The organism is Lysinibacillus sp. NPDC097162, assembly GCF_044762185.1.
In the GTDB taxonomy this organism is placed as follows: domain Bacteria; phylum Bacillota; class Bacilli; order Bacillales_A; family Planococcaceae; genus Lysinibacillus.
Genome location: NZ_JBIWDT010000001.1, coordinates 1,177,968 through 1,203,683, shown reverse-complemented (window position 1 = coordinate 1,203,683; position 25,716 = coordinate 1,177,968). Strand labels below are relative to the sequence as shown.

Below are 25,716 nucleotides of genomic sequence, written 5' to 3'. Positions count from 1 at the left end.
GGAACCCCCCTTAAATAATTGCACTCATTCCACCATCTACGACAATGACCTCACCTGTAACATAATCCGAAGCTGCTGCTGCTAAAAATAGTGCAACTCCCTTCAAATCATTTTCAGAACCTAAACGCTTTAAAGGTGTAGCGCCCATTAAATAATCTTGTCCTCGTTCAATTAAGACATTCGACATTTTCGTCGGGAAAAATCCAGGAGCAATAGCATTGACGTTGACACCCGCTGGTCCCCATTTCACAGCTAAATCTTTCGTGAATGTAATTACTGCACCTTTACTAGCGTTATAACCAATCGTATCCATAAAATTAGGTAGTGTCCCACCAAGCCCTGCAATAGAAGCAATATTAATAATTTTCCCAGCGTTTTGTTCGAGCATCACTTTTCCAACTGCCTGAGTCATTAAAAATGTCCCATTGACATTCACATCAAAAACCTTTTGCCAAGCCTCGTACGGCATGTCGACAGCAGGTGCACCCCATGAGGCTCCACTGTTATTTACTAAAATATCAATTTTTCCAAATGTCTCTAATGTTTTGGACACGACATTCGCTATTTCTTCGGGTTTTGTCACATCACAGGCAAGCGCAAGTGTCTGGACACCCAATTTCGCAAGCTGTGCAGCCACTTCCTCACAAGCCTCCACTTTTCGTGAACATAGCACAACATTTGCACCAGCCTCTGCAAAGCCTTGGGCAATTTGCGCACCAAGTCCGCGACCGCCACCCGTAACAATAGCGGTTTTCCTTTTTAAGCAAAATAAGTCCAATACACTCATTTCACCAGCTCCTTTTGCTTTGTGGCATGTTTTTTCAGTTCCAATTTCGCTACAGTATTGCGATGAACCTCATCTGGTCCATCTGCTAATCGCAAAGTACGTGAATTGGCCCATTGTGCAGCTAATGTTGTATCGGGTCCCACTCCAGCAGCGCCAAACGCTTGAATTGCACGATCGATCACACGTAAAGCCATATTTGGTGCAACAACTTTAATCATCGCAATTTCAGCCTTCGCTTCTTTATTGCCTACCGTGTCCATCATATAGGCAGCCTTTAACGTAAGCAGTCTTGCCTGCTCAATATCAATACGTGACTCGGCTATCCGTTCACGCATTACGCCTTGATCGGCTAATGGTCGATGGAAAGCATGACGCTCCTGTAGACGAATACACATTTCCTCTAAAGCTCGTTCGGCTGCTCCAATTAGGCGCATGCAATGATGTATTCGTCCCGGACCTAAACGCCCCTGTGCAATCGCAAAGCCTTTGCCCTCACCCCATAAAATATTTTCCACAGGTACTCGCACATTTGTAAACGTAACCTCACCATGTCCTTCAGGGGCATGATCATAGCCAAAGGCAGTTAACATGCGCTCTATTTTGACCCCTGGTGTATTCATCGGTACTAAAATCATTGACTGTTGCTCATGTATAGGTGCATTAGAATCCTTATGTTTACCCATAAAAATAGCGACTTTACAACGAGGATCTCCAGCCCCTGTTGTCCACCACTTATGGCCATTTAAAACGTAATAATCACCATCACATTCAATACTTGCCTCAATATTCGTTGCATCACTTGAAGCTACTGCTGGCTCTGTCATCGCAAAACAAGACCGAATTTCCCCACGTAATAACGGTTCTAGCCACTCTTTTTTCTGCTGTTCAGAGCCGTAGCGTACAAGTACCTCCATATTCCCCGTATCAGGGGCATTGCAGTTAAAGACTTCGGGCGCTATTAATGAACGCCCCATAATTTCACACAAAGGAGCATACTCTGAATTCGATAAACCTGCGCCGTACTTACTATCAGGTAAAAACAGATTCCATAGCCCCGCTTCCCGTGCTTTGCTCTTCAATTCTTCCATAATTGGAGGGATCGCTCCCCAACGATCCTCCATTGCATCCACCTGTGCCGCATATACTGCCTCATTTGGATAAACATATTGCTCCATAAAATTTGTCAGTTTTTCTTGCAGTTCTACTACTTTTTCACTATAAGAAAAATTCATATGAACGCCCCCTTTGATTGACAATGCGAATGAAAAATGAATGATTGTTCATTCTTATTCTTACAATAAATGTTACCGCTATATGCCACGTAAATCAATCATCAATTCCACAAAAAATAGAATAAAAGAGATAATGCATTCACAAAACAGCTAATTAAGTACCGTTTATTCCTTCTTTCCATGAAACACATACAAGATATTCACTATTTCAAAAAAATATAATTATTATCTTTTACTATCAAAGTATTGCATAACGCCATCAATAAATTGGCGGATTGCAAAAGGTAGATGTCGATTTTTCAAATACACTAAATAAACATTTCGCTGTAAATTTGGGCAATCAATTTCTTTTTGAACAATTGTCTTTGCAGTTGGTCCCTGTAAATAATTTTTAGGCAATATCGTAATACCTAAATTTTCACGAACGAGTGATACAGCGGTTTCAAAACGTTCGATTTCAAATTGTACATTAATCTCTTGACCTGCATTTTCAAATGCTTTCAAAATGTCTTGCCGTGTCTGAAAACCATCCGTACTAATGATGAAAGGTTCATTGGCTAAATCCGAAATAGACAAAATATCTTTTGCTGCTAACGGATGATTTAAAGGTAACACTGCGACAAGTCGTTCCTCATACAAACATTTCACCTCGAGCTCTTCATCATCAATCAACTGATTAGTAATAATGACATGTGTTTTATAACCTTTTAGTGATTTTTTTACACGTTTGCTACCTAAAATATCTACTAAATGAAACTTCATCTGTGGATAGACCCTTTTATATTCAACAATTGCTTTTGGTAACCAATGCTTGATTGATTCCATCACGCCTATAGTCAAATCACTCGTACCATGTACAATGACCTCGTCCATTTCAATTTTTAATACTTCCATATTTTTTAATATAACTTTTGCTCTTTCATATAGAAGCTCACCCGCTTCAGTTAAGTGCAAATTTCTTGTATTTCTTTCAAGTAAAGAAGAACCCACTTCTTGCTCTAATTTTTTAATCGCATTACTTAAAGAAGGCTGAGAAATATGCAGTTTTTCAGCTGCTTTCGAGTAATTCATATGCTCAATAACTGCGATAAAATATTGTAATTGTTTTAAATCCAAAACAACATACCTCCACATTTATAGTTTAAAGCTATAGATTAATAATAATTATATATTAGTAAATATAATTATGTGAATATATAATAAATTAACACTACATGAATAATGTTAATGGAGTTGATAAAGAGATGTATATAATGACAGATCAAAAACAATGGAAAGGTCGAATAGACTCAACTACAAATACGAGCAGTTTCCGTTTACATCAAAAAGTAAAACGATTAGCTATTAATGATGTAAGCGCTTCAGAACAGAAAAATGCTGCGATTGTAGGTTTTATATGTGATGAAGGTGTACGCCGTAATCAAGGGCGTGTTGGTGCTGCTAATGGACCAAATGCAATGCGCGAAGCTCTAGCAAGCTTACCATGGACATTTGATGATCAACAGGAAATTATCGATGTTGGAAACATTATTTGCCTAAATCATGCGTTAGAAGATGCTCAACGTGAACTAGGCGAGGTTGTCCAAGGGTTACGAGCAAAAAACATGAAGTGTATTATTCTTGGTGGCGGTCATGAAACTTTATATGGCCATTATTTAGGCGTTCGTGCAGCACTACCAAAAGATGCTAGCATCGGAATTATCAATATCGATGCACATTTTGATTTACGCCCATATGATGAACAGCCTTCATCTGGTACAATGTTCCGTCAAATTTTAGAACAAGATCCACATGCGGATTATTTTGTACTAGGCATTCAGCGTTACGGAAATACAAGAGAGCTTTTTGACAAGGCACATGAGCTACAGGTGAAATATGTATTAGAAGAACAAATGACAGCAGAAAATCACACGAACATGATGAATGATTTACAGCAATTTATGGATAATCATGATTATATCTTGCTTACTTTATGTATGGATGTCGTTAACACTGCTTTTGCACCTGGTGTAAGTGCGCCATCACCTTTTGGACTAGATACAAAAACTGTTCGCTCTTTAATTCAGAAAGTAGCATCACATCCAAACACACATTCTTTTGATATATGTGAAGTGAATCCGTTACTTGATGAAAATGGTCAAACAGTCAAATTGGGTGCTTACTTTGTCTACGATGCACTCAATCACTTAATTAGGGGGAACGGTTCATGATCGAAATTAATCAAATTACTACCATATTTCTCGCAGTCGCTCTATTTGCATTCGGGAGCTTTCTTATTAATAAAATTAACTTTTTAAAGCGTTTCTGTATTCCAGCACCAGTTGTTGGTGGCTTACTGTTCGCAGCATTAGCTACCATTTTAAAAACAACTGGCGTTTTAGAAATATCTCTTGATACTTCATTACAAAGCTTATTTATGATTACGTTTTTCACAACAATTGGGTTAGGAGCTAGCTTTAAACTTGTAAAGCTTGGCGGTAAACTACTTGTGATTTATTGGTTAGCTTGTGGCTTCCTTGCATTAATGCAAAACGTAATTGGTGTCTCACTTGCTTCACTTATGGGCATTCATCCACTAATCGGTATGATGGCTGGCGCTGTTTCGATGGAAGGTGGTCATGGTGCTGCTGCTGCATTTGGACAAACTTTAGAAGATTTAGGTATTTCATCAGCGATGACAATCGGTGCTGCTGCTGCAACATGCGGCTTAGTAGCAGGTGGACTAATCGGTGGACCGATTGTAAAATATTTAGTCGGAAAGTACAATTTAACACCTGATAAACAAGAAACTGAAGCAGTTGAATATGAGAATAAAAATGAACAAATAACATCTGATTCATTCTTTACACAGGTAGTAATCATAACATTTTGTATGGCTGTAGGAACGTATGTTGGAACTTTATTCTCAGAAGCTACAGGCTTTGTTTTACCAGGCTATGTTGGTGCAATGTTTGTCGCTGTATTAGTTCGTAACATTTTAGATAAAGTGAAACCTAACGCAATTAACATGAAAAGTATTTCTTTAATCGGTGACGTAACACTAGGTGTCTTCCTTTCAATGGCGTTAATGAGCATTAAACTATGGGAAATCGCTGATTTAGCATTACCTCTATTTGTAATTGTTTTTGTACAAGTACTATTTATCGTTCTATTTTGTATATTTGTATTATTTAAATTACTCGGCAAAAATTACGATGCTGCCGTAATGGTTGCAGGCTTTGCAGGACATGGCTTAGGCGCAACACCGAATGCAATGGCGAATATGTCTGCTGTTGTTCAACGCTTTGGTCCTTCTACAAAGGCTTTCCTTGTTGTACCAATCGTAGGCGCATTTTTAATCGATGTGTTTGGTATTCCTATTATTATTACAACGATTAATTTATTTAAATAACATGATAAAAGCCGTGCACCGTCTACATAAGACAGTTGCACGGCTTCTTTTATTATAGTAAGGAACGTACTAGATTTAATTAATGTAATATATCACTAACCGTTACGCATTCATACCCTTGTTTCTGTAAATAAACAATGACATTTTCTAGCCCATTAGCTGTCGTTTGATGAATATCATGCATTAAAATAATGCTACCATCTTTTACAGATGCTTTAACATACGTTAGTATTTTATCGGCATTTCGATGCTTCCAATCGAGTGTATCTATCGACCATAAAATAGAAGGCATAGCTATAACAGATCGTACTTCGTCATTTGTAGCGCCATATGGTGGTCGAAAAACTGTAGGATATTGACCGATAGCCTCATAAATAGCATTGCTTGTTCGATCAACTTCTTGTTTCACACTTGCATTCGTCAAACTGGTTAGCTTCGGATGATTCCAAGTATGATTACCAATTTCATGACCTTCTTTATATACTTGCTCTACAATTTTGCCATTGCTAGCGGCATTTTTTCCAACCATAAAAAATGTGGCCTTCACATTATACTTTTTTAAAATGGCTAGTATTTGAGGTGTTACCTTGGCATCAGGACCATCATCGAAAGTTAAAGCTACTCGTTTTTTTGCCCCTTTTGCTACAGGAACACCTTTATTATAAACTTTATTATCAACTATCGTTAAATCTGTTAGCTCAGAAGCCTTTATGTAACCTTTTTGCTCGCCTGCTTCCACATATGCCCAACCTGCCACTATTGTATACTGCTGGACAATCGTTTTATTCGCTAGTGTACCTAGCACTTCACCGCTTGGACTCGCTGTTAAATGAATAACAGCCCCATTAGGAGCGTTTACCTGTTTTTTTGTCCCTGTTGGCTTTTTAAGTGCATTTGTTGCGACATAGCCAAATCCATGTCCGTATTGAACATACGACCAACCACCAGGCGCTGTACCATACACAACCAACATACTATTTTCATATAGCTGTCCGGCTTTTTGTGCATTTGGACTTGGATAAGTAAATAAGTTTGTGCCGCCTTTTTTAGCGACTACAGCCTTTTCAGGAGTTACCTCAGCTAATGTTGTTACTTCTACATACCCTTCTAGCTGTGGCATTTGGATATGTACCCATTCTTCATTCAAAGGTGTGGCTAACACAAAATTACCTTTTGTTACATGGCCGCCCACCTTACTTTCTGTTGAAGCTTCTACATAGACCGTTGCATCCTTTGTAACAAGTTGGATAGCAGCCGTACTCACTGTATTTGCAGAAGCATGCCCTACAACAGCAATACTGCATAAAAATACCCAAATGAAAGCAAATGGTAATAATTTCTTCATCATTCTACACCGCCTTTTACAATCACTGATGTCGTCTCCCGTGTAAAATATGCTAAAAAACATAGGATTTGATTCTTATTATGGATGAAGATTTCATACCAGAAAATAGTAATAATCAACTAGATTTACTAATTGAAAATTTAGCTAGGAATGTTTTTTGATAATTTGAATCAACAGCATACTGCTGAATTGTTTCTTCATGCTTTTGCAAAAATGCTTTTACCTTTCCTTCATCAAACAATTCATTGCCTTTGGGTAATGTAGAAAATAAATTTTCCATTTCATCAATTAAGACATCACTCGAAATTTCATACAAGTCTCCGTCCACCTCAAAGCCGAAGCCCTTGGCATTTGGCACTAAAACGGCGCCCATCATTGTGTTATAAACAATTGCTTTATCTTTGGATATTGATGAAGAAAACCACTTACTTAATGCTTCATCATCATTTTTATAAATAACGCGGAGCACCTCCCCTCGCAAATCAAAGTGGTCGATTGTATCCCCATGTAAAAAGACTGTATTCGCAATTTTGCCAACATTCATCGCATCCCCCACATATGTGCCAATTAAAGGCTCCCAAGTGGCCTGCTCCTCTTTCACTTCAGGTGCTTGAGCAGTGCATCCTGTAATTAAAACTAAGCAAAAAAGAAAAGAAGCTATTATTTTTTTCATTGTTTTCCTCCTATAGTGCTTGATAAGCTGCCATTGCATCTTCTACATGGAATGGAGGGGTCCAAACATGCCCTTCCGCATTCGTCGTAACAAAAATAAATAATTCACCGTTCTTTTCCATTAAGGACGCTAAGCAAAGTCCTGCCTCAGGTGTATAGCCAGTTTTTCCACCAAGAATAGCACCTTCCACACCATCCATTTTCGTAAATAATGTGCTCGATATCGTTAATTCATTTGGCACTAATGTCGTATAACTTTTAGTAGTCAAAATTTGATAAAATGTAGGATTTTCAAGCGCATATTGAAAGAGCTTACTAATATCACGAACACTAGATACATGTGCAGCATGATGGAGCCCACTGACATTTTCGTAATGGGTATCATGTAACCCTAGCTCCTGCGCTTTATCGTTCATCATTGCCACAAATGCCTCCTCACTACCTGCAACGGCAATTGCAAGCGTAGCAGTTGCATCTGCACCAGATGCCAGTAATGTACCGTATAATAAATCCTCTATCGTCACAAAATCTCCTGCTTGAAAGCCTGCCATCGAAGCATTTTGCGCAGTATATTTAGCAATTGTTTGTGGTGTAACCATTGTTTGTGTTTGAAGATCTTTACTCGCCTCAATTGCTACGATTGCCGTCATAATTTTAGTTAATGATGCTGGAAAAATAATAGCATCTGCATTTTTTTCATATAACACATCGCCGTTATCGTTTAATAATAAAGCATTTTTACTATGTAACGAAGGTAGCTCAATGTCCACTACTTGTTCGTTTGTTTTATTAGTATAGAAAAATACTGCAACAGCACATATACAACAAAATAATACAAATTTTTTCATAAAAAAACGCCTCCCACACATTATAATAGGAGGCAATTATGAATATTCCTGTAGGAAATTTATGAAGAAATTCTTAAGGATTGCTGTAGTCTCACATTATGTAATAAAACAAATGCTACTTATCAATAAAAATCATCAAATTCTAAAGAGATGTTTTGAATCTTTTTTTGTGTTAATTTAAAAAATACATCTTGTGAAACATCTAACTTTAGTGCATTTTCCTTTGCTAGATCAGCATAGACCCCACGTAAAATTCGCCCCGTAAGACCATGTGACACAACAATTACTTTTGGTTCATCCTTTATGCTCTCAAGCCAATCTGTTAATCTGCTCACAACTGTGTCGTAGCTTTCTCCATTTGGCGCATTGAAAAACCAGTTATAATGATCTGTATTTGCAAAAAGATTCGGCCAAGTATGCTCAATTTCTTCCGTTGTTAAGCCAGCCCAATCTCCCACAGCCACCTCCGCTAGTCGATTGTCCTGCTCCACATTGTTAAAATCGTAGCCAATTGTATGACAAATAATTTCTGCGCTCTGTAAGGCTCTTCCTAAAGAGCTTGAAAATACTTTCCACTCTTGCGGATCACCAATTAAACTTTTCAACATGTCCGCATTTTGCTGAACTTGTTCGATGCCAACAGCCGTTAATGGCGAATCAAGTTCCCCTTGGTATCGTCCTTGTGTATTTAAAACCGTCTCTCCATGACGCAGTAAATAAATAATTTGGTTCAACCATATTCCTCCTCTACAATGCTAAAAGATAATCAGATTGTACAGGTAAAATTAAATGAGTACAAATAAATACATTGCGGCTAATAGCAAACAGAGCGGGCTATAAAACCACGTGTCATTTCTTGCAAACTGAGAATGTTTTATTTTTTTGAAAAACCCGACATATTTAAAATCCCCTATTGCTCGAATAAAAAATATAGCCGCACACACAATACAACCAAGTGTGAAAAAGGTGAATTGTTGAACATTTTGCAAATAAATTCCTTGAATAAACAACAATACTGCTGCGAACAGAAGTAGGAGTGCCACTAACAATGTTCCTATTTTTCTAGGGACAAAAACGGGTTCTTGCCCTCACTTTTTTATAGGTAACACCACTTTAGAGCCCCAGCTCCCCCCACAAGCCCAATAAACATGTAACATACTAATGAGAAACAGGACAGTGACAGCCAATAATAGTAAACTTATAACCATTTATTCTCCTCCCATAACGTTTCAAAACATACTATATCGTATGTTTTAATTGTGAATTTGTCCCTCACATTTATGAGAGACATTCATCTTATATCTTTGCTAAAAGCTCCAGCATTGTTCCTATCGTGAAATTAGGATTCTCTTCAAACCTCGTCATCCAGCCTATATAAGTTAAATATGCAAGTCTAGCTCGCTCTAAAGCTTCAAAAGCGTTGTTTCCCTTCTTTTCATATAACAATGCAATACATCGAATTCTTTGTTCCTCAATATCAACTAGTCGACTTGCGACAACTTGGTCATATTTAGCCCAAGCATAAATGCCCATTTCAATTTTTTTATCGCTACTAAAACTAATTGTTAAGAGCTGTTCTAATGATGAATCCTCTTGCTCCATACTTTGAATGATTCGTTTTGTTGCATGCATTTCCCAATAATCTAACATCGCATCTAACAGTTCTTGATGATCCCGAAAATGATGATAAAAACTCCCTTTACTTATTTTCAGCAATCGCGCAAGCGTTTCAATACGAACTTTATGAATACCTGCATTCGCTAATTGGTGTAGGCCTGCCTTGACCCAGTCTTCTCTCGTTAATTGCATTATGAAAACCCCCGTCAACATACACTACCGTATGTTTAATTCAGATTACGGTTAATTCTAAATTTTGTCAATCAAAAAGAGCATATAAAAAAGCCCCATAACAGTTTGTTAGGGGCAATGAGGTACTACGTCTAATCTTGTGTTTTACTACCTTTATGCACATCGATATTGTTATTAATCGTAATCTTAATGTGTAAAAATGTTGGTAAAACACACGCAAGAACTAACAGCAATGGCACTATTTTCTTCATCAAACTCTCCCTACTATATAAAAATCATCTATTTACTATATTAATAGTTCCTTGTATTTATGATTCTTAAAATAGTTGCAAAGCGTTGTGATTTTCATCCAAATAGCTTCTAAAACGTACTATCATAAAGATTTTCAGAAATCGCTTGTACAATATCTGCATCAGTAAATTCCATCAGTTCATCTCTCGTAATATTTTGCTGCTGGATTAAACGATTCGATTGAATTGTCACCAGCTTTTCAAATACATTGCGAATATAACGGCCGTTTGAGAAATTTGGGATCGTTTCAACAGGAATCTGGTTTAATTGTGTTTTCATATGCTGCGCAAACGCGTCGCCATAACGATAATCGTTATTTTTACATAGCATCGCAAATATTTCGTATAGCTCGTCTGTGCTAAAGTTATCAAATTGTACAAAATGATTGAAGCGCGATTTGAAACCTGGATTTGCTTGTAAAAATTCCTCCATTAGCTCTGTATAGCCTGCCACAATGATTACTAGATCATCACGTAAATCTTCCATTGCTTTTAACAAGCTATCAATCGCCTCTTTACCAAATGCATCCTGCTTATCATTAATTAATGCATAAGCCTCGTCGATAAATAACACGCCACCTGTTGCTTTTTTCACAACTTCCTGTACCTTTAAGGCTGTTTGACCAACATAGCCTGCTACTAGACCCGCACGATCTGTCTCAACGAAATGCCCGCTGGACAAAACGCCAAGATGTTTGTATATTTGTCCAATAATGCGAGCAACCGTTGTTTTTCCAGTTCCAGGGTTTCCAGAGAATACGAGATGATACGTAATTGGGAAGCTCGTTAAGCCATGGTCAACGCGTAAGCTTTGAATTTTAATAAAGTTGATTAGATTATGTAATTCCTTTTTGGCATTTGGGAGCCCTACAAGCCCATCTAATTGCGCCTGTAGTTTATTTATTTCCCTCTCTATTTCAGGTGTGATACGCAGACGCTCGCCATGGATAAATTCTCCACTATAAATTATTTTGCCTTCTTCATTATAATAGTCACCACGACCATGCTTTTCCCCATTTACAAGGTCGCCAATATAGGATGCTTGCCCATTTGCATAATAAAGTGTGCCTTTCCCAGTCATAACATCCTCTTTAAATTGACCTTCCGCTTCAAGCTCACCTTGCCTTGAAAAGACTTTACCTTTCCCATGCTTCATATCTTCAAAAAAATAGCCTTCATAGTGTAGAGCTGTTACACCCGATTGAAGCTCTATTGAAGTAGGCGTTTCTGGAACATAATATAGCTTCCCTGCCCCCTGCATATGGTTCCACATAAAATCACCTTCGTACTGTAAAAAACCACTCGGGTAATATTGTATACCCTTGCCTTTTTTCATACCATGTACAAAATCTCCTTCAAATTGCGGGCGATTTAAGTGCGGATACTGCTCCCGTAAATCTTTAAATGGTGCAATGACATCCTCTTCATAATATAAAACGCCATAGCCATCCATTAAGTCATTGCGAAAATGTCCATCGTAATAAATCTTTCCATCTTTATATAAAATACCATGTCCTTGTTTTTTATTTTGAATAAATTCGCCCTGATAGATTATTTGACCTTTTAAATACATAATGCCGTTGCCTTGCTTCATATGATTGACGAATTCTCCCTCGAATAGCAACTCACCCTCCTGATCAAAAATCGTTCCCTTGCCATCATAAATATCATGGCCAAAATCGTTTTTCTTAACGCCACCACTGTACATTATCTTCCCATCTGGGTAAAAAAGCTCTTTTTCTTGATGATTATAGTTCATTTTATTGCCTTCCTTTATCAATTCAGTATATGCTCAATTATAGCGTGGAACAGAATACATATGTGTGAATTTTTAGAATTTAAGGAGAGTACCATGAAAAAAATTTATAAACTAATTTTAATTGTCCTATTCCCCCTAATTATTTTGTTTGTGACGACATCATTACTAACTCGAGATTCTACTTTCAATAAAGAAGTTATCGATCGACTTGATATCGAACAGATAAATGAAATTGAAATTATTCGTGCATCTGACGAAAAAACAATTACCATAAAAGATGCAGCGAAAATCAGTGAAATTATGCAGTTATTTGAGAACAAAGAAATTCGAAAAGTATTTTTTTCGAAGTCAGATTTTAAAGAGGCATACTGGTTAACATTACAGATTAATGATAATCGCGAAGTCGGCATACGCCTTGATGATGCAACACATCTATTTGTGTATTTATACGAGGAAAATTACATGAAAGACTATAAACTGTTAGACAAATTGGACACTAAGTATATTGAAGAATTATTTTAATATACGGTTAAAATTAGAATGAATCCTCAGTAAATCATGTGGGAACAGTACATGTTGTAAGACGCAAAAACCGCGCATTGAATATTGCGTCTTACACTGTGCCCTAAAGTAGTTTTATTGGCAAATAGCGTTATTAAACTAAATGTTTAACCATTGTGAAATAGCTACTTCCTGGAGGATAATCTTTTATTTCCCCAACAACTACATACCCTCTTGCTTCATAAAACGAGCGAGCTTGAAAATCATAGGTAGTTAATAATGCCTTTTTTGCCCCCATTTTGATTGCAGTTGCTTCAGCTTGTAACAGCAATTTTTCACCCAATCCCTGTCTTCGATATTCCTTACTAAACCAAAACTTATTAATTTCTAGCCAATCCCAATAAACCTCAGCTGTTAATCCGCCAATCCATTGACCATCATTTGAAACAATAACATTCAATGGCTGCACTGCCCCCTCTTTTCTTATTTCTTTATGGTAGGCAGAATGTTCATTATTAAACTCTCTTAAACTTGTATTTAGAAATGTGACAAATGCTTCATGATTTTCTAGTAAAACTTCTACATTGTAATTCATCGTTTTTCCCCCTTCATACACTGCATAGCGGTCTCCCCTTGGATTATCGTTCGATATTTCTACTAATAAATTATCACTAGTTGCATACTTCATTCAACACCTATCGCTCTTTACGTTTTTTCACAGTCATTATCGTTGCCATAACGATTGCTACCTTTACCAATAAAATTAGTACGTAAATACTAAAAGAAATGATCGATGGTAACAGCACTATCCACCACGACCATGTAATGACTTCCGTTAGCTTTAGCACAATAAAGACAATGGTTAAAACTTCTGCTACCCCCACAATCTCACCACCGTTAATCATTTATTTAGTACAAAGTATAGCCGATTCTTCTTATTTTTAGGAAGGCACTCTAAGGAACATAGAGGTATAAAATTCGTTTAAATAAAACAGGAGGGAATGTATGGAAATAACCTTGAATATATGGTCACTGATTTTTTTAATATGTAACATTATTTTATTTTTTATTGTAAGTTCATCCGCAACATTTTTAAGCTTTTTCATCGCTCATTTACATTTTCATCCTTTGAACGCTATATTGCTCCTAACAATAGGATGTTTCTTTTTAGCCCTTCTTGGGATGAAAGATATTAAAAATTGGACTACTTTAATTATTAGCTATATTACGATTATGATAACTTTAATTTTCATTGCAATAATCTCTTTTATATTAATCATTGGGCACTTGTTCAGTTAGTTGATACTAGCTACTTGTGCAACTGCAGATAGAATCATGTGAATCGCTCGTCATTAGGAACATGTTAAAAATTGTTAATAATCCAATTATTAACATTCGTCAGTATTTCATTGCCTCGTATTGTTTTACAGTTATAGAGAGGTACTTACATAAAGTTGAGTATCAAAATAGAAATGAAGGAGGTTTCCTTTTAGGTTAAGGTAGCAATTCGAGTTTACTAAAAAGCACGACTATACTAGGAGGGAAATAAATGCAAACTCAGCTAATTCGAGAAAAATTTTTATTTTCAGATTTACCTGCAATGAATTCAAGTTATGACAAAGTGAGAGAAGCATTCAAAGAAAAATTCAAAGTAAATCCAGATGGTATTGCAGTAAATAGCGAAACTTATTTTAAAGGAGTTACGCCTGCAATCACTGAGCAATATGGCCACCCTTGCTACAAAACACTTGGTGACTTTACTTATACTAAAGGAGACGGGGCACCCCCTAAATCTGTCATTGTCGGTAGTAATATTGCTGTAAATCATGGGGATGAAGCAGCCACTATGACTTTAGAAGTTCAAGGCAGTTGGCAAAGTCAACAAACATGGTCTACCGAAAGTACAACAGGCTTAACTTTTTCTTCGAAATTTACAATAGAGGGATTTTTTGAATCAGGCATGGAATTCTCTGTTAGTACTACTATAGGGGAATCAAAAACTGAAACAGAATCAAAAACGGCAACTGCCAAGATAGAGGTAACGGTACCACCAAGAAGTAAGAAGAAGGTTGTAATAGTTGGGACATTAAAAAAAGAGACCATGCATTTCCGTGCACCGATTTTTGTCAATGGCATGTTTGGTGCAAACTTCCCTAAGAGAGTACAAGATCATTATTTTTGGTTCCTTAATGCGACAAGTGTACTCAAAAATACTTCTGGAGAAATATCTGGAACAATTAAAAACTCCGCCGTCTTTGATGTTCATACGGAGATTGGTAAAACAGAGCCTTTAACAGCTGAAGAATTAAGTGAATTTATGGCATTAACTAAATAGCTTTACTTTATCGGTGGGTTAACTCATACCCACCGATTTTACTATGGCTTAGAATAAAGAGAAATCACTGATAGGACCCTTCAACAAAAATGCAGCCCTTCATTAGGACAAAACCTCGTTAAAAATTTGTCCACCATCTTTTATATTAATTATTTTTAAACGATTCGTATTTTTAATAAAAATAGATTTATAAAGCTTTGTGCCATTTTCATCAATAATTAATAAAATACGTTTATCACGGGTATCGGTTACCTTTTCAAAGTGAATGCCGTCTTTATTGTCAATTTGTTCATTAATTTTGCTATATTCAGGTAATGAAGTCCATTCACTAAGGTCAATATTTTTCTTATCTTCACCTTGTACATTTTGTTCTGGCTGTACTGGTTGTTCAACCTGGTCTTTTCCTTGTTGATTTTCCTGTTTCTCCTGCTGTTGAGAGATATCTTGATTTGTAGTCTCATTTTTTTCAGTTGCTTCATTATTGCTGCAAGCTGCTAACATTGTTACGACAGCACAAAATATTATCATTTTCTGAAACACGTTGCATTACATCTCCTTGTAGTCTCATAGTTTACGATAATCGCCTAATTATGCTATTATTTTTTTGTATTTTTAAGCATAAGGAGGAAATATTATGTCAAATAACACAATGAAGTGGACCATTATTACTGCTGTTTTAACAGTTTTCGTGTACATTGATGGCTTCTATTTGTGGGACATCTTTTATGTCACTATTCCTTTGGCGGTTTTATCATCTATCATTGCGATGGTAGTTACGTATAAAGAACTACGACCTGTTTATATGCTTTTAAACGTTTTATTCACATTTATTGCGATTGTCGCTTTTTTTGTTTTAAACAAATGACTTTACTATAGCTATCAATAGTTTGATAGCTATCATTGATTTATGTTACACATAGCTCTTCTATCTGCTGTTTACCCAAAATCCATCTAGTTTACTTGCCCGTTTCAGCTTGAAATATAATTATAGCTTTCATATAGTTTAAGTGTAAATCAAAAGCTCTAATTACGAACGTCTTTCTATCGTAGTTTTTTCTTTATTAACCACTAACTAATAATCGTTTTAGGTCACCTGTTGGTCACTTTTTAGTCACAATAGCAAAAGACCCCCCATCACTGAACCACCCCCCGATTGTTAGACACAATCTAACAATTGGGGGGCAGTTCATCACGGAGTGGTCTTTTTCCAATAATACAAAATAGGTAAATTACGTTAGAAAAAATCAATTTAATCCCAATATTTATCCATTAATGACGTTGACCAATTTGGCTGTTTCACATCGCCTTTTGGTAAGAACTCTTTCATTACAGGTTTAATATCAATAATAGGTGTTCCGTCTATCGCATCTAATCCTTTAACAATTAATGTTCTTTGTTTTATATCTATTAGTTCTACAATAGTTACCCCCAATTTATTGGGTCTATTTTTTCCTCTTTGTGCAAAAATGCCAACCTCGGGATAATTTTTATTGTTTCTAGGATGTCTTGCATCGTACTGAATTTTTTCATCAGCAACCTTATCAAAATAAAAAATGATTTCCAAGTGAGAAAACTCGTCAACACCCTTTAAAGACGATTCATTAAAATGTTCTGTAAGTTCAATTGTTGATATTATTGAACCCCAATTATCATCCTCAATTTCTTTTCTATTATTATTTACAATCGCTACTGGCTGTATAGAGTATTGCATAGTTAACTCTCCTCCCATTAGACTTTATTTTGATAATTTCCACAAAAAAATCATGTCGATGATTAATGATTGGTCACTTGCTTAGTTTTCCAACTTATTTGTTGGAACATAGCTCTTTAAAATTACATCTCAAACAGCGCCATTTATCTTGTGTTTGCTCAAAATCTTCAAGGTCTACTGGCTCGTTTAAAAGGATATCGGCTTGAAACTTTTTCATTTCTAAAACACTGTGTCGAAATGTATGTAAAATATTGTCCATATCGAACGATGTAAACATATATTGTTTGCGTTCCCCTGTCACTAAATATTCATTATAAACTTCGATTTTTTCTAATGAAACACCGTATTTTTGTTGGATATAATAAGCATAAAGTGCTAATTGCTGACGATCATCGTCTGATTGACCACCTGTTTTCCAGTCAATAATAATCCATTTATCTTCTATATCATCGTAATAATGAAAGTCCATCACGACAAAAACTTGTGTATCCTCAATTTTCATCGAGCGAAACTGTTCGGGCTCACCAATTCTTAATGATCCTGTATGAGCAGTAATTTGTAAAAACGTCTCACTTAGAAGAAAGTTCGTAAACACCGCTTCCATTCGATTTTTATAATCTGTAATTAACTCAGCATTTAGCTTTCCCTCATAATAGATTTCCTGCATCATGTAAAACTTGTTAGGTTTATGTCTCCATAAATCCACATGTCGAGTCGAATCAATAAAGGCAGCATTTAGTTGGCCACGCGCACGATTCACAAGCTCTGACACAGATGGTACTATCTTCGTTTGCAAATAATCGATAATTGTTTGCTCGATTAATCGATGGACAATTTGCCCAAATAATATAGGCATCGCTTGCAGCTTTTTTAAGCGATACACATGCTGGTGAAATGGTTCCACCTGATGGCTCAGCCATCCATTATGAGAAAAATAGTATTCATAGCCATATTTTCTGGCGCAGCTTGTTAATGTTTTATGCCGTGAAAGTGACCACGAAAATGTTGGAAAAGGTGAAATTTCAAACATGCGAACCCTCCTTATAACTGTTGGAAGAAATCATAAACAAGTTGTAGAATAAGCACTATTGTCACAACACGTAACAGTATCTTTACTTGATTTGCCTTTACCTTTCTTGCAAGGACAATGCCAATTTGCGCACCAATAATGGATCCAAGCATTAAAACGATTGTGAGCGGCCATTCTATTTTTCCAGTGGCAATATACGTAATCGCTGCCCCTGAGCACATCGCAAAAACACCAACACGAGACAAGCCTACAGCTTTTATATAGGAAAGTTTTTCATGCGCATACGTATACAGCGCCAATGTACTACTACCAGGACCAAATAAGCCATCATAAAATCCTACGCCCAGCAAAATGGGACCATTTTTCCTAGTCATTTTAAATCTTTCTACATCACCAAAATCTGCCCCACCGATAAAGGACATGATGAGTGCGAAGCCAAGTAAAATAATAGCAATAAGCGTTAACGTCTGGCCGCTCATAAAGGAAGCAAAGAGCCCACCCAAAGTTCCACCAATCAAAGATACAAGCAGAACTGAACGCATTTCCGCCCAAGACAATTCCTTTCTTCTAAAAATCGTATAAAAGCTAGAAAAAGCACTTACCATATTGGAAACTTTATTCGCTCCAATTGCTGAGTGAACCGGTACACCCATCAACATCATTGTTGGTAATGTGATTAATCCACCACCGCCAACTAATGTGCCGATGACATTACCTGCAATACCGATTACTAAAAATAAAACGTATTCCATCTAATCCTTCTTTCTAACCACTTGATATCAATCTTATGTTACAGTATAACAGAATCCTATTTTGAAAGAAGACAATATCGAGGTGATCTTATGCATGCACAACAAAAAACACCTACTCCAAAGCTGTGTAAACAACTAACAATAATTGTGGCAACCATTTTTACAGCTGGCATTACCGCAACTTTGATTCAATATCGAAAGCTCCCCTCCTCCATTCCAGTTTTACAAAGCTTTACGACGGACCATGCACAGTTCGGGCCTAAAATCGCTATCTTTTATTTACCATTTGTAGCGTTAATGCTCTTTTTACTTTTGCATTACTTGGAAATAAAAGCGGCTTATCCATTAGTACGTAAACATAAGCCTACCTTATCTCATATTGAGCGACAAAATGGGATAATCACCTTCTGTCTTATGAAAAACAGTATTTTGCTGTATTTTACATATTCACTTTTCAATGATTTATCAGTGGCAATGGGACACAATCGTATTTTACAACAATGGCATGCTTATGGATTTCTTGCCTTGTTATTCATCATCTTCATAGCGGGTATCATCCGCGGACTATACCTCCAACCTAAAGCAAAAAGCTAGCTGCACAATCACCTTTGTGCAACTAGCTTTTTCTTATGATAACACAGTGCCAAATTGCTGATTGTAGATGAAGAGCTTATTCAAGCATTCGAAGATGAAAATTTAATCATAGATATTAATAAAGTAGATGTTTCTATCCAATCGAACTTTGGAACTAGTGCTGTTGCGTGTGAATGGCATTTAATGAGAACAACTGCTGAATACAGAGCGGCACAAAAACAGCTGTCTTTCCAAAGGATTAAAAGCACATTTTGGTTTAGTTTCCTCAATTAGCACCTTAGCGAATTTAATATATGATAAAAAGTTCAAATTAGCTGCTTCACATATATTAAAGCTCGGTATTAAATCCAATATTGCTGGAGCAATTGCAACATTAGGGTATATTTAATATCAGTGTGCAAAAGAAATGAATAAGAAATTCCCTGGAAAAAGTAGTAACTGTGAATAATCAAAAAGTATACTTGGCTAGTTAGAGAAGGTGTTTAAAGTTAAAAATATAATAAAAAATAGATTAGTAGTAGCATCTTTATTTTTCTCTATAAGTATTTTCATCATGATAATTGTGAACACTGATGATATCAGTATATCAAACCTAATAAGCTCAATTATTTTTGCGGTATTTGTAGGTGTCATATTTTTCATTCTAAACTACCCATTTAAAAATAAGTAAGATGCACATTTTCAACTCATAAAATTCAAATCACATGCTCTTTATTAAGCGTTGAAAAGGTAGAATTAACATTTATTGTAAAGGAAGAGGCAGAACTAGATATTATCAAAGTATTTTCTGTATAGAACCACAATGTGCCTATCTAATCGTTGAAATAGTCTGGATTCTTTAAAATAAACCCAATTTTAACATCCCATATCAAAAGTCGATTGAATTCCAACATTTCGGACCAATCGACTTTATCGTTTATATCACATCGTTCACTTTCTTTTTATTGTGAGAAAAACTACTTTCAAAGTATAAATTCATTAATATAAGCCCTAAAGCAAAGGCAATAAGTCCTCCACTAATAAATGAAAGTAACAGTTTATAAAATAAGCCAAAATCAGCTGTATATTGATAATAATCTAATATTAAAAAAATAGCGATTGTGCCAATAATTGAAGTAACACTAGAAATACAATAAGCCCAGATGAATTGTTTTCTGCTGTACAAAATACTTCCCACTTCCTTTCGATGTGCTTGTATATATTAGAATGAGAAAAATCAAATGAAAATATGCATATTTTAAACATTTATTTGTAAATTATCACAGAGCTTTTCTTTATTAATTTATACCCCAGAAATAGTTTTCTTAGCCATGTATGTTATGAAGCCAAAATTCCGTTTATTGTACCGAGTTTCACAAATTGCGGAAAATAGATTATACTGGAACTAACTATTAACAATCATATTCAAAAAGGGGAATCTCCTATGACAGAAAATAATCAGACTGAAGCACCAAAAAAGAAAATGACTCTGCAAGAAGCAGTAAAGCAACAGCTTGAAAACAAAAAGAACAAAAACGCTTCTAGTAAAGGGAAAACGAATGGCGATACATCAACAAAGAAAATGAAAAGCCAACAAACGAAAAAAACAAGTAATACACGTAGAAAAATGGGCGTTTAAGAACGGTTTGAAAAAATTCGTTTAACGCTAAAAAGCATTCAAGGAACCGTTATGTTTCCTGAATGCTTTTTATTTGATAATCACTATTTTATTTTTCATTTGACCTCTTGACGAATCGCTTGAACATCTTCTAATTTTAAGTTTGTTAACTCCATAATCTCTTCATTGCTATTTCCTTTTAAAATCATTTTTTTCGCAATGGCTTCTATCCCTTTTTTGAGTCCTTTTTCTATACCTTCTTGTTCCGCATGGTATTTTGCATCTTCAATTTTAGCCTCTTCATCTAGTAGATACTTAACTCGTGATTGGTAAGCGATAATATTATCTGGATCTTGACTAATTTCTTCCCATGCTTGAAGTGCTTTACGTATGTTTTCATCTGTCATCGCTATTTCTTCCAATGCTCTATAAATATCCTCACGAACTATCTTTTTACCGTCATCTACCATACCAAACATCAGTAACCACCTCTCTATAATATCAATTTAGCATTATATCCACTTACTCCTGTTGCGCTTAGCATTATTACTGATAATCCTAATACTAATACTAATAAAGTTTTGTCATTCTTTTCATGAAGACTCCTCCTTATTAGCAAAAATTATTTATGGAGCTTCTATTAATATATAGTTATCATCTTATTGAAGAATGGCTATAAAATTCATTTTTTATTCTGTCTAAATATAAATTAGGATCTTCCCCATCCTCTCTCGGGTAACGCTCCAGTAAAACTGGCATTAATTTATCCCATAGCGTGTCCATAACATAAAAATCTCGATCAAAGTTATAATCTAAATCATAAAGAGATATACCCAATGCCTTAGCATAGCGCTCTTTTTCGGGCAACACGACATCCGCAACATTTGTAGCAATATATTGATTTACTTCCTCTTGGGTAATACTTACACCATAAATCTCTTCAGCAATTCGAATTGCGTCTATATATCTTTCTGTTTCCTCTATAGCGACTTTCTCCAAGTAAGCATTATCATGTTTCAAATTACTCATCTCATTATGGACTTTCAAGCGAAACTCAGCTTTTTTGTTATCCATCGTATTTTCTACTGACTGTGAATTTAAATTTACACTTTTTCCTAAAGATTTAGCTTGATTTTTAGTCACATCAGGCATTTCATTTAAAACCTTTGCAACAGCTGTTTCTAAATCAACACTAACATTATTTGTAACATTTTTTTCATTACCAAATACTATTTGCCTACTAAACGCTACTATAAAAAACAATGCGCAAACTGAAAAAATAATAATTCTATTTTTTTTTTGCACATCAAGCTCTCCTTTCTGAAATTTTATATAGGTTTCGTAAATGTTCTATCTCCACAAGCCAAACTAGCAGTGTCTTTTTCACATGTTATTACAAATGTTGTTGTTAAGTGAGCATTCTCACCTGTTTTGGCTACAATATTTTTAGTTGAACCTCCAGAACTTATTCTATAAGGATCACCTGGTAGAACATAACTGTATTTATTTCCCTGACTCCATTCCAAGGAAGAGACAGAACCAATCACATTTCCAGAAGCATTTCCTGTTCTATAGATAAAAGATGCATTAAAACCAAGAGAAATATTGGGATCCATAAATTTATTGGTATAGTAACTAGCGGTATATCCACTATAAGTAATTTCTGCTCTAGCAAGATAATTCTTATCAACATCAATGTTATAAGTATAAATTGTATTTGTTAATCCAGTCATTAAACTAAAGTGACGAATAGTACCGCTCCAAGTATCACTAACCCTTATTGCATTTGCAGTTACTGCTTCTCCTCCAAATAAAAACATAGCAACTAAAACAAATGATATTATTATATGTTTCATAAATACACCCCTTCCTTCTTTCATCAAACTCCAACTCTTCTAAACAATACAGTTATACTCTGCTATAGCACACTTATACTCGAGTTAATTAAATTTTATCTTGCAATAAACCGACATTTCAACCGACAAAATTTCAGTCGGTTACCGTCAAGATTGCTGTCGGTTATAGAAAATTTTTCTACTGAGTGGGCTGGAAAATTATTAAATAATTAGAAAATTAAGAAACTAATAACAAGACTTTTCGTCTGATTCTTTAAGGGGGGATTAAAAATTAATACGATAAGAAAATATCCGATTGTGTTAGTCTTTTTAAGTTTATTATCCTTAGCAGCTTGTACATCAAATGAAACAAATAATGAGGTATCGCTACCCGAAGGTATTCCTAATTTTGTTGAAGTAAGTGATTTTGAAAAGATCGAATGGGATAAAAAAGCGGTGACTTTCAATAACAATATTATTGGAAATGAAAATAAGTCAGGTGTGATTGGTGCTGACGCGCCAAGCTTAAATGTTCAAAAATGGATGTGGCATCTTTGGGGAATTGAAAATCCTACAAAAACAAAGTTAACGGTAGTAGGTTATCACAAAGAAACAGGGACAATTCATCAAATATTAACGACTGGCTGGACTATTGGACTTGGAGGAGCAAATAATGGAGCAGATGCCCACGCCCCATCAGGCGTTAAAATACCAGAAAAAGGACAATGGGCGATACTGCTTTATGCAAACGAAAAGTTATTTGATATTTTAATTTATGACATCAATGAATAAGGGAATTTTTCAATAGCAATTGTAAAACCCGCTACAGAAATGAAATCTGAGTGGGTTTATTTACTTATGTAAAGCGTGATAATGGAACTTTTACCTTCTCAAAATCTATAATATGATCGACCATCTCTTCCATGTAATCATAATATTCATGGTTTGTGAAAATAATATTTTTATTATCTTTTTTTAATTTACGCATTATATCAATAATGATATTTTTCATTTCTTTGTCTAAAAAAGCAAATGGTTCGTCTAGTACATACCACTCTCTTTTTAATGAGAAAATAGCGAGTATATAAATTGCCCTTCGTTCACCTCCTGATAACATGCCTAATTTTGTATTTTCTAATTTTTCTATTTTAAAAGGAAAAGCATTTTGTTCTAGAAAAAAATAAAAATTATTTTTATCTTCTCCACATAAATCATAGATAAAATTTATAAATTCTTTTACTTTTAATCGATTATAAAATGAAAAATTTTGCCTCATATAAATAACATTGTTATTACCTGTTATTGCGTTAACCGGATATTTTCTAATTTTGCATAGATAATCTAAAAAGAATGTTTTGCCTGTACCATTTTGTCCAGTAATATAAGTAATGCCATTCATTATTTTTAAAGTGACTTTTGAATTGATTTCTTTTATCAATAGTTCATTTACACAAATCATTTAATCACCTATTTTCAATAGAAATTGGTTTGAATAAAATTATACTTGGTAAACTAAGAAGAGCGAGTAGGATGAGTATACAAAGCGATCCTAAAGGGATTATACCTTGTAATAAATTAAGTTGAACTTGTGCAATTTTGTATAAAGGATTATAGTGATTGAGGTTATTTGAAAAACCAATCGTTATAAACATTGAAAAAACAATTATATTACAAATTGAAGTAATAGATGTACTATACAAGCTTTTAATGTAGGTAAAGTTATAAGAAATAAAAGCCAATGGAATACAAATAATTAAGCTTAATGAACCATAAAAACATAAAATGATAAAATTAAAGCTTAATAATATGGAAGCAAGCAGATTGAAAAGTATCATACAGATTAAACCATAAACAATTTGAGTTAAGAGGCATCCTAAAAAGAACTGGAAATTTATCCATTTAATTGAGTAAATAAATATTAATATACCAGAATCCTTTTCACTTAAAGCATATAATCCAACACCATATACAAATGATGTAAAAAAAATATATACCCACCAGTATACTAAAACACTTGAATTTTGAATGTTATTTATATTGAATAATAAGGTAATAGTTGGTAGAATTAATCCCCATATTAAAGAAATCTTATCTTTCAGTAATAATGTTAAATTTAATTTCAGGATCGCATTTGCTTGCTGCATAAAATCACCTTCTCCGTCAAAAATCTTGGTAACTAATAATTTCAAGGAAATGGTATCCAATCTATATTATAATCTAGCCTTTTCCCTATAATTTTAGAAACATTATCTATATTTTCTTTAGTGTATAAAGAGGGATTTAAATGTGGAAACCAATTTGTATCGAAAACTTTTACTATTTTTAAATGTGGAATTTTTCTATGGCTTGGGAACATGCTAATCATAGGGTTCATCTTTAGATTAATGTTGCACCAATCCAATAATACTAAAAATTCAGATTTTAATTGCGCAACAGTTTGCCGAATAATAGTTGACTCTGTCTCTAATAAATAATGATATAATTTCCTAAACTGTGGTATGGTTATCGAATCAAATTTTTTATGATATAAGTCTTTTTGTTCTATATCATCATTTTTGTCAAAATCAATTTCACATTCTTTAGTATGTTTTGTTGCAAAGTATTGTAAAGCTTCAATTTGACTTTTCTTTATTGCTTCCTCTAAAATAAACGAAGTTCCAAGACCTGTACATTTATTTACTTTTCCTATACCTAATGTTAAAATCACAAAAACTTTTGGTGACAAAGAAATATTATAGTAATAAACATTATCAACATAATTCAATAAATAAGTGTTAAAACTATGAAATTTACTTATATTGATCGAATCTTCCGGAGTTTTTGTAAGATAATTAACAATCAAACTTTGTCTCTCAAAAAATTCCAAAAATGCATTTTTTATTACAGCATACGAACTTGTATGTGCTGCCATACCACAAGAATCAACAAATTTATCTTTTGCAATTAATTTATTTTTAGCAACACTTTTCTTTTCTCCATTTAGTAAACTGTTTGAAAACTTATAATCTATTTTGGAATCATTATTATTAATTAATATTTCTCTTTCAAAAAATTCTCCTAATACTTTTTGAATATTTTTTCTTCTATTCTTAAAACCTACTTCGTATGCCTTAACTTCCATTTTATCCTCTCTAATCATAAAATTATTAAAATGGTGATTTAAAAAGACCCCCCTATCAGAAAAATACCTTGTTGAATTCAATAAAAACCCCATATTTATATCAACTC

The 25,716-nt window shown here is 34.7% G+C and carries 30 protein-coding genes and 1 pseudogene; 8 read left to right on the top strand and 23 right to left on the bottom strand.

Going from position 1 to position 25,716, the window contains the following annotated elements; all coding sequences use genetic code 11:
* Positions 1-10: 10 nt before the first annotated feature.
* The 3 genes from ACIQXW_RS05900 to ACIQXW_RS05890 form a co-directional block, all read right to left on the bottom strand.
* Positions 11-787, bottom strand: a complete 777-nt coding sequence (locus ACIQXW_RS05900; RefSeq protein WP_402760416.1) for an SDR family oxidoreductase — start codon at positions 785-787, stop codon at positions 11-13.
* Positions 784-2,019, bottom strand: a complete 1,236-nt coding sequence (locus tag ACIQXW_RS05895; RefSeq protein ID WP_402760414.1) for an acyl-CoA dehydrogenase family protein — start codon at positions 2,017-2,019, stop codon at positions 784-786. Before ACIQXW_RS05895 ends, ACIQXW_RS05900 begins: the two co-directional genes overlap by 4 nt.
* Before the next feature lie 225 nt (positions 2,020-2,244).
* Entirely contained in the window at positions 2,245-3,135 is an 891-nt protein-coding gene (locus tag ACIQXW_RS05890) for a LysR family transcriptional regulator (RefSeq protein WP_402760412.1), read from the bottom strand.
* A 128-nt stretch (positions 3,136-3,263) separates the two neighbouring features.
* Here ACIQXW_RS05890 and hutG point away from each other — a divergent pair, with 128 nt between their 5' ends.
* Complete coding sequence (gene hutG, locus ACIQXW_RS05885) at positions 3,264-4,229, top strand: formimidoylglutamase (protein WP_402760410.1); 966 nt, start codon at positions 3,264-3,266, stop codon at positions 4,227-4,229.
* Positions 4,226-5,410, top strand: coding sequence for a sodium/glutamate symporter (gene gltS, locus ACIQXW_RS05880; RefSeq protein WP_401011675.1), 1,185 nt, complete (start codon positions 4,226-4,228; stop codon positions 5,408-5,410). Before hutG ends, gltS begins: the two co-directional genes overlap by 4 nt.
* Before the next feature lie 79 nt (positions 5,411-5,489).
* Here gltS and ACIQXW_RS05875 read toward each other — a convergent pair whose 3' ends face one another.
* The 7 genes and pseudogenes from ACIQXW_RS05875 to ACIQXW_RS05845 all read right to left on the bottom strand — a co-directional run bounded on the left by ACIQXW_RS05875 (position 5,490) and on the right by ACIQXW_RS05845 (position 12,133).
* The gene (locus tag ACIQXW_RS05875; RefSeq protein ID WP_402760408.1) at positions 5,490-6,758 is read right to left on the bottom strand and encodes a polysaccharide deacetylase family protein; all 1,269 of its coding nucleotides are present in this window, start codon (positions 6,756-6,758) and stop codon (positions 5,490-5,492) included.
* Positions 6,759-6,870: 112 nt separating this feature from the next.
* Complete coding sequence (locus ACIQXW_RS05870; RefSeq protein ID WP_402760406.1) at positions 6,871-7,428, bottom strand: hypothetical protein; 558 nt, start codon at positions 7,426-7,428, stop codon at positions 6,871-6,873.
* A gap of 10 nt (positions 7,429-7,438) precedes the next feature.
* Positions 7,439-8,275, bottom strand: coding sequence for a D-alanyl-D-alanine carboxypeptidase family protein (locus ACIQXW_RS05865; RefSeq protein ID WP_401016368.1), 837 nt, complete (start codon positions 8,273-8,275; stop codon positions 7,439-7,441).
* A gap of 122 nt (positions 8,276-8,397) precedes the next feature.
* A complete protein-coding gene (locus ACIQXW_RS05860) occupies positions 8,398-9,009 on the bottom strand; it encodes a histidine phosphatase family protein (RefSeq protein WP_402760404.1) in 612 nt (203 codons plus the stop codon).
* Between the two features lie 51 nt (positions 9,010-9,060).
* A pseudogene (locus ACIQXW_RS05855) lies at positions 9,061-9,483 on the bottom strand (DUF3995 domain-containing protein).
* An 88-nt stretch (positions 9,484-9,571) separates the two neighbouring features.
* On the bottom strand, positions 9,572-10,084 hold the full coding sequence (locus ACIQXW_RS05850; protein WP_402760402.1) for a TetR/AcrR family transcriptional regulator: 513 nt from the start codon (positions 10,082-10,084) through the stop codon (positions 9,572-9,574).
* A 360-nt stretch (positions 10,085-10,444) separates the two neighbouring features.
* Positions 10,445-12,133 (bottom strand): AAA family ATPase, encoded by a 1,689-nt coding sequence (locus tag ACIQXW_RS05845; RefSeq protein ID WP_402760400.1) that lies wholly within the window; start codon positions 12,131-12,133, stop codon positions 10,445-10,447.
* Between the two features lie 93 nt (positions 12,134-12,226).
* Between ACIQXW_RS05845 and ACIQXW_RS05840 the strand changes: the two genes are divergently transcribed.
* Positions 12,227-12,655: a hypothetical protein gene (locus ACIQXW_RS05840; RefSeq protein WP_401016353.1), complete on the top strand. Its 429-nt coding sequence runs from the start codon at positions 12,227-12,229 to the stop codon at positions 12,653-12,655.
* Positions 12,656-12,788: 133 nt separating this feature from the next.
* On the opposite strand, the gene ACIQXW_RS05835 is transcribed toward ACIQXW_RS05840, so the two are convergent.
* Together ACIQXW_RS05835 and ACIQXW_RS05830 are read right to left on the bottom strand one after the other, a co-directional pair.
* On the bottom strand, positions 12,789-13,229 hold the full coding sequence (locus ACIQXW_RS05835) for a GNAT family N-acetyltransferase (protein WP_402760398.1): 441 nt from the start codon (positions 13,227-13,229) through the stop codon (positions 12,789-12,791).
* Between the two features lie 100 nt (positions 13,230-13,329).
* A complete protein-coding gene (locus ACIQXW_RS05830) occupies positions 13,330-13,518 on the bottom strand; it encodes a transmembrane Fragile-X-F protein (protein WP_402760396.1) in 189 nt (62 codons plus the stop codon).
* Between the two features lie 665 nt (positions 13,519-14,183).
* On the opposite strand from ACIQXW_RS05830, the gene ACIQXW_RS05825 reads away from it, so the two are divergent.
* Complete coding sequence (locus tag ACIQXW_RS05825) at positions 14,184-14,969, top strand: hydralysin-2 (protein ID WP_401016345.1); 786 nt, start codon at positions 14,184-14,186, stop codon at positions 14,967-14,969.
* A gap of 102 nt (positions 14,970-15,071) precedes the next feature.
* Here the strand turns inward: ACIQXW_RS05825 and ACIQXW_RS05820 are convergent, their stop codons facing one another.
* The gene (locus ACIQXW_RS05820; RefSeq protein WP_402760394.1) at positions 15,072-15,509 is read right to left on the bottom strand and encodes a hypothetical protein; all 438 of its coding nucleotides are present in this window, start codon (positions 15,507-15,509) and stop codon (positions 15,072-15,074) included.
* A 94-nt stretch (positions 15,510-15,603) separates the two neighbouring features.
* Between ACIQXW_RS05820 and ACIQXW_RS05815 the strand changes: the two genes are divergently transcribed.
* A complete protein-coding gene (locus ACIQXW_RS05815) occupies positions 15,604-15,834 on the top strand; it encodes a hypothetical protein (protein WP_172771310.1) in 231 nt (76 codons plus the stop codon).
* A 384-nt stretch (positions 15,835-16,218) separates the two neighbouring features.
* On the opposite strand, the gene tsaA is transcribed toward ACIQXW_RS05815, so the two are convergent.
* From tsaA to ACIQXW_RS05800, 3 genes are all read right to left on the bottom strand, one after another.
* Complete coding sequence (gene tsaA, locus ACIQXW_RS05810; protein WP_401018204.1) at positions 16,219-16,680, bottom strand: tRNA (N6-threonylcarbamoyladenosine(37)-N6)-methyltransferase TrmO; 462 nt, start codon at positions 16,678-16,680, stop codon at positions 16,219-16,221.
* A 94-nt stretch (positions 16,681-16,774) separates the two neighbouring features.
* On the bottom strand, positions 16,775-17,710 hold the full coding sequence (locus ACIQXW_RS05805) for a PD-(D/E)XK nuclease family protein (protein ID WP_402760391.1): 936 nt from the start codon (positions 17,708-17,710) through the stop codon (positions 16,775-16,777).
* 11 nt (positions 17,711-17,721) lie between these two features.
* Positions 17,722-18,462, bottom strand: a complete 741-nt coding sequence (locus ACIQXW_RS05800; protein WP_401011706.1) for a sulfite exporter TauE/SafE family protein — start codon at positions 18,460-18,462, stop codon at positions 17,722-17,724.
* Between the two features lie 90 nt (positions 18,463-18,552).
* Between ACIQXW_RS05800 and ACIQXW_RS05795 the strand changes: the two genes are divergently transcribed.
* Positions 18,553-19,056, top strand: coding sequence for a DUF1648 domain-containing protein (locus ACIQXW_RS05795; RefSeq protein WP_401018210.1), 504 nt, complete (start codon positions 18,553-18,555; stop codon positions 19,054-19,056).
* A gap of 916 nt (positions 19,057-19,972) precedes the next feature.
* Here ACIQXW_RS05795 and ACIQXW_RS05790 read toward each other — a convergent pair.
* A complete protein-coding gene (locus tag ACIQXW_RS05790; protein WP_401018213.1) occupies positions 19,973-20,221 on the bottom strand; it encodes a hypothetical protein in 249 nt (82 codons plus the stop codon).
* Between the two features lie 258 nt (positions 20,222-20,479).
* Here ACIQXW_RS05790 and ACIQXW_RS05785 point away from each other — a divergent pair, with 258 nt between their 5' ends.
* Positions 20,480-20,674, top strand: coding sequence for a hypothetical protein (locus ACIQXW_RS05785; protein WP_401011714.1), 195 nt, complete (start codon positions 20,480-20,482; stop codon positions 20,672-20,674).
* Between the two features lie 95 nt (positions 20,675-20,769).
* Here ACIQXW_RS05785 and ACIQXW_RS05780 read toward each other — a convergent pair whose 3' ends face one another.
* The 3 genes from ACIQXW_RS05780 to ACIQXW_RS05770 all read right to left on the bottom strand — a co-directional run bounded on the left by ACIQXW_RS05780 (position 20,770) and on the right by ACIQXW_RS05770 (position 22,536).
* Positions 20,770-21,132, bottom strand: a complete 363-nt coding sequence (locus ACIQXW_RS05780; protein WP_402760388.1) for a hypothetical protein — start codon at positions 21,130-21,132, stop codon at positions 20,770-20,772.
* 175 nt (positions 21,133-21,307) lie between these two features.
* Complete coding sequence (locus ACIQXW_RS05775) at positions 21,308-21,958, bottom strand: hypothetical protein (protein WP_402760386.1); 651 nt, start codon at positions 21,956-21,958, stop codon at positions 21,308-21,310.
* A gap of 23 nt (positions 21,959-21,981) precedes the next feature.
* Positions 21,982-22,536, bottom strand: coding sequence for a hypothetical protein (locus ACIQXW_RS05770; protein ID WP_401018223.1), 555 nt, complete (start codon positions 22,534-22,536; stop codon positions 21,982-21,984).
* 270 nt (positions 22,537-22,806) lie between these two features.
* On the opposite strand from ACIQXW_RS05770, the gene ACIQXW_RS05765 reads away from it, so the two are divergent.
* Positions 22,807-23,280 (top strand): hypothetical protein, encoded by a 474-nt coding sequence (locus tag ACIQXW_RS05765; protein ID WP_402760384.1) that lies wholly within the window; start codon positions 22,807-22,809, stop codon positions 23,278-23,280.
* A 64-nt stretch (positions 23,281-23,344) separates the two neighbouring features.
* Here the strand turns inward: ACIQXW_RS05765 and ACIQXW_RS05760 are convergent, their stop codons facing one another.
* Genes ACIQXW_RS05760 through ACIQXW_RS05750 form a run of 3 tightly spaced genes read right to left on the bottom strand, consistent with a single transcriptional unit; the run spans position 23,345 to position 25,702 of the window.
* A complete protein-coding gene (locus ACIQXW_RS05760; protein ID WP_402760383.1) occupies positions 23,345-23,947 on the bottom strand; it encodes an ATP-binding cassette domain-containing protein in 603 nt (200 codons plus the stop codon).
* 4 nt (positions 23,948-23,951) lie between these two features.
* The gene (locus ACIQXW_RS05755) at positions 23,952-24,677 is read right to left on the bottom strand and encodes a hypothetical protein (RefSeq protein WP_401018231.1); all 726 of its coding nucleotides are present in this window, start codon (positions 24,675-24,677) and stop codon (positions 23,952-23,954) included.
* A complete protein-coding gene (locus ACIQXW_RS05750; RefSeq protein WP_402760381.1) occupies positions 24,674-25,702 on the bottom strand; it encodes a YcaO-like family protein in 1,029 nt (342 codons plus the stop codon). Before ACIQXW_RS05750 ends, ACIQXW_RS05755 begins: the two co-directional genes overlap by 4 nt.
* Positions 25,703-25,716 lie beyond the last annotated feature (14 nt).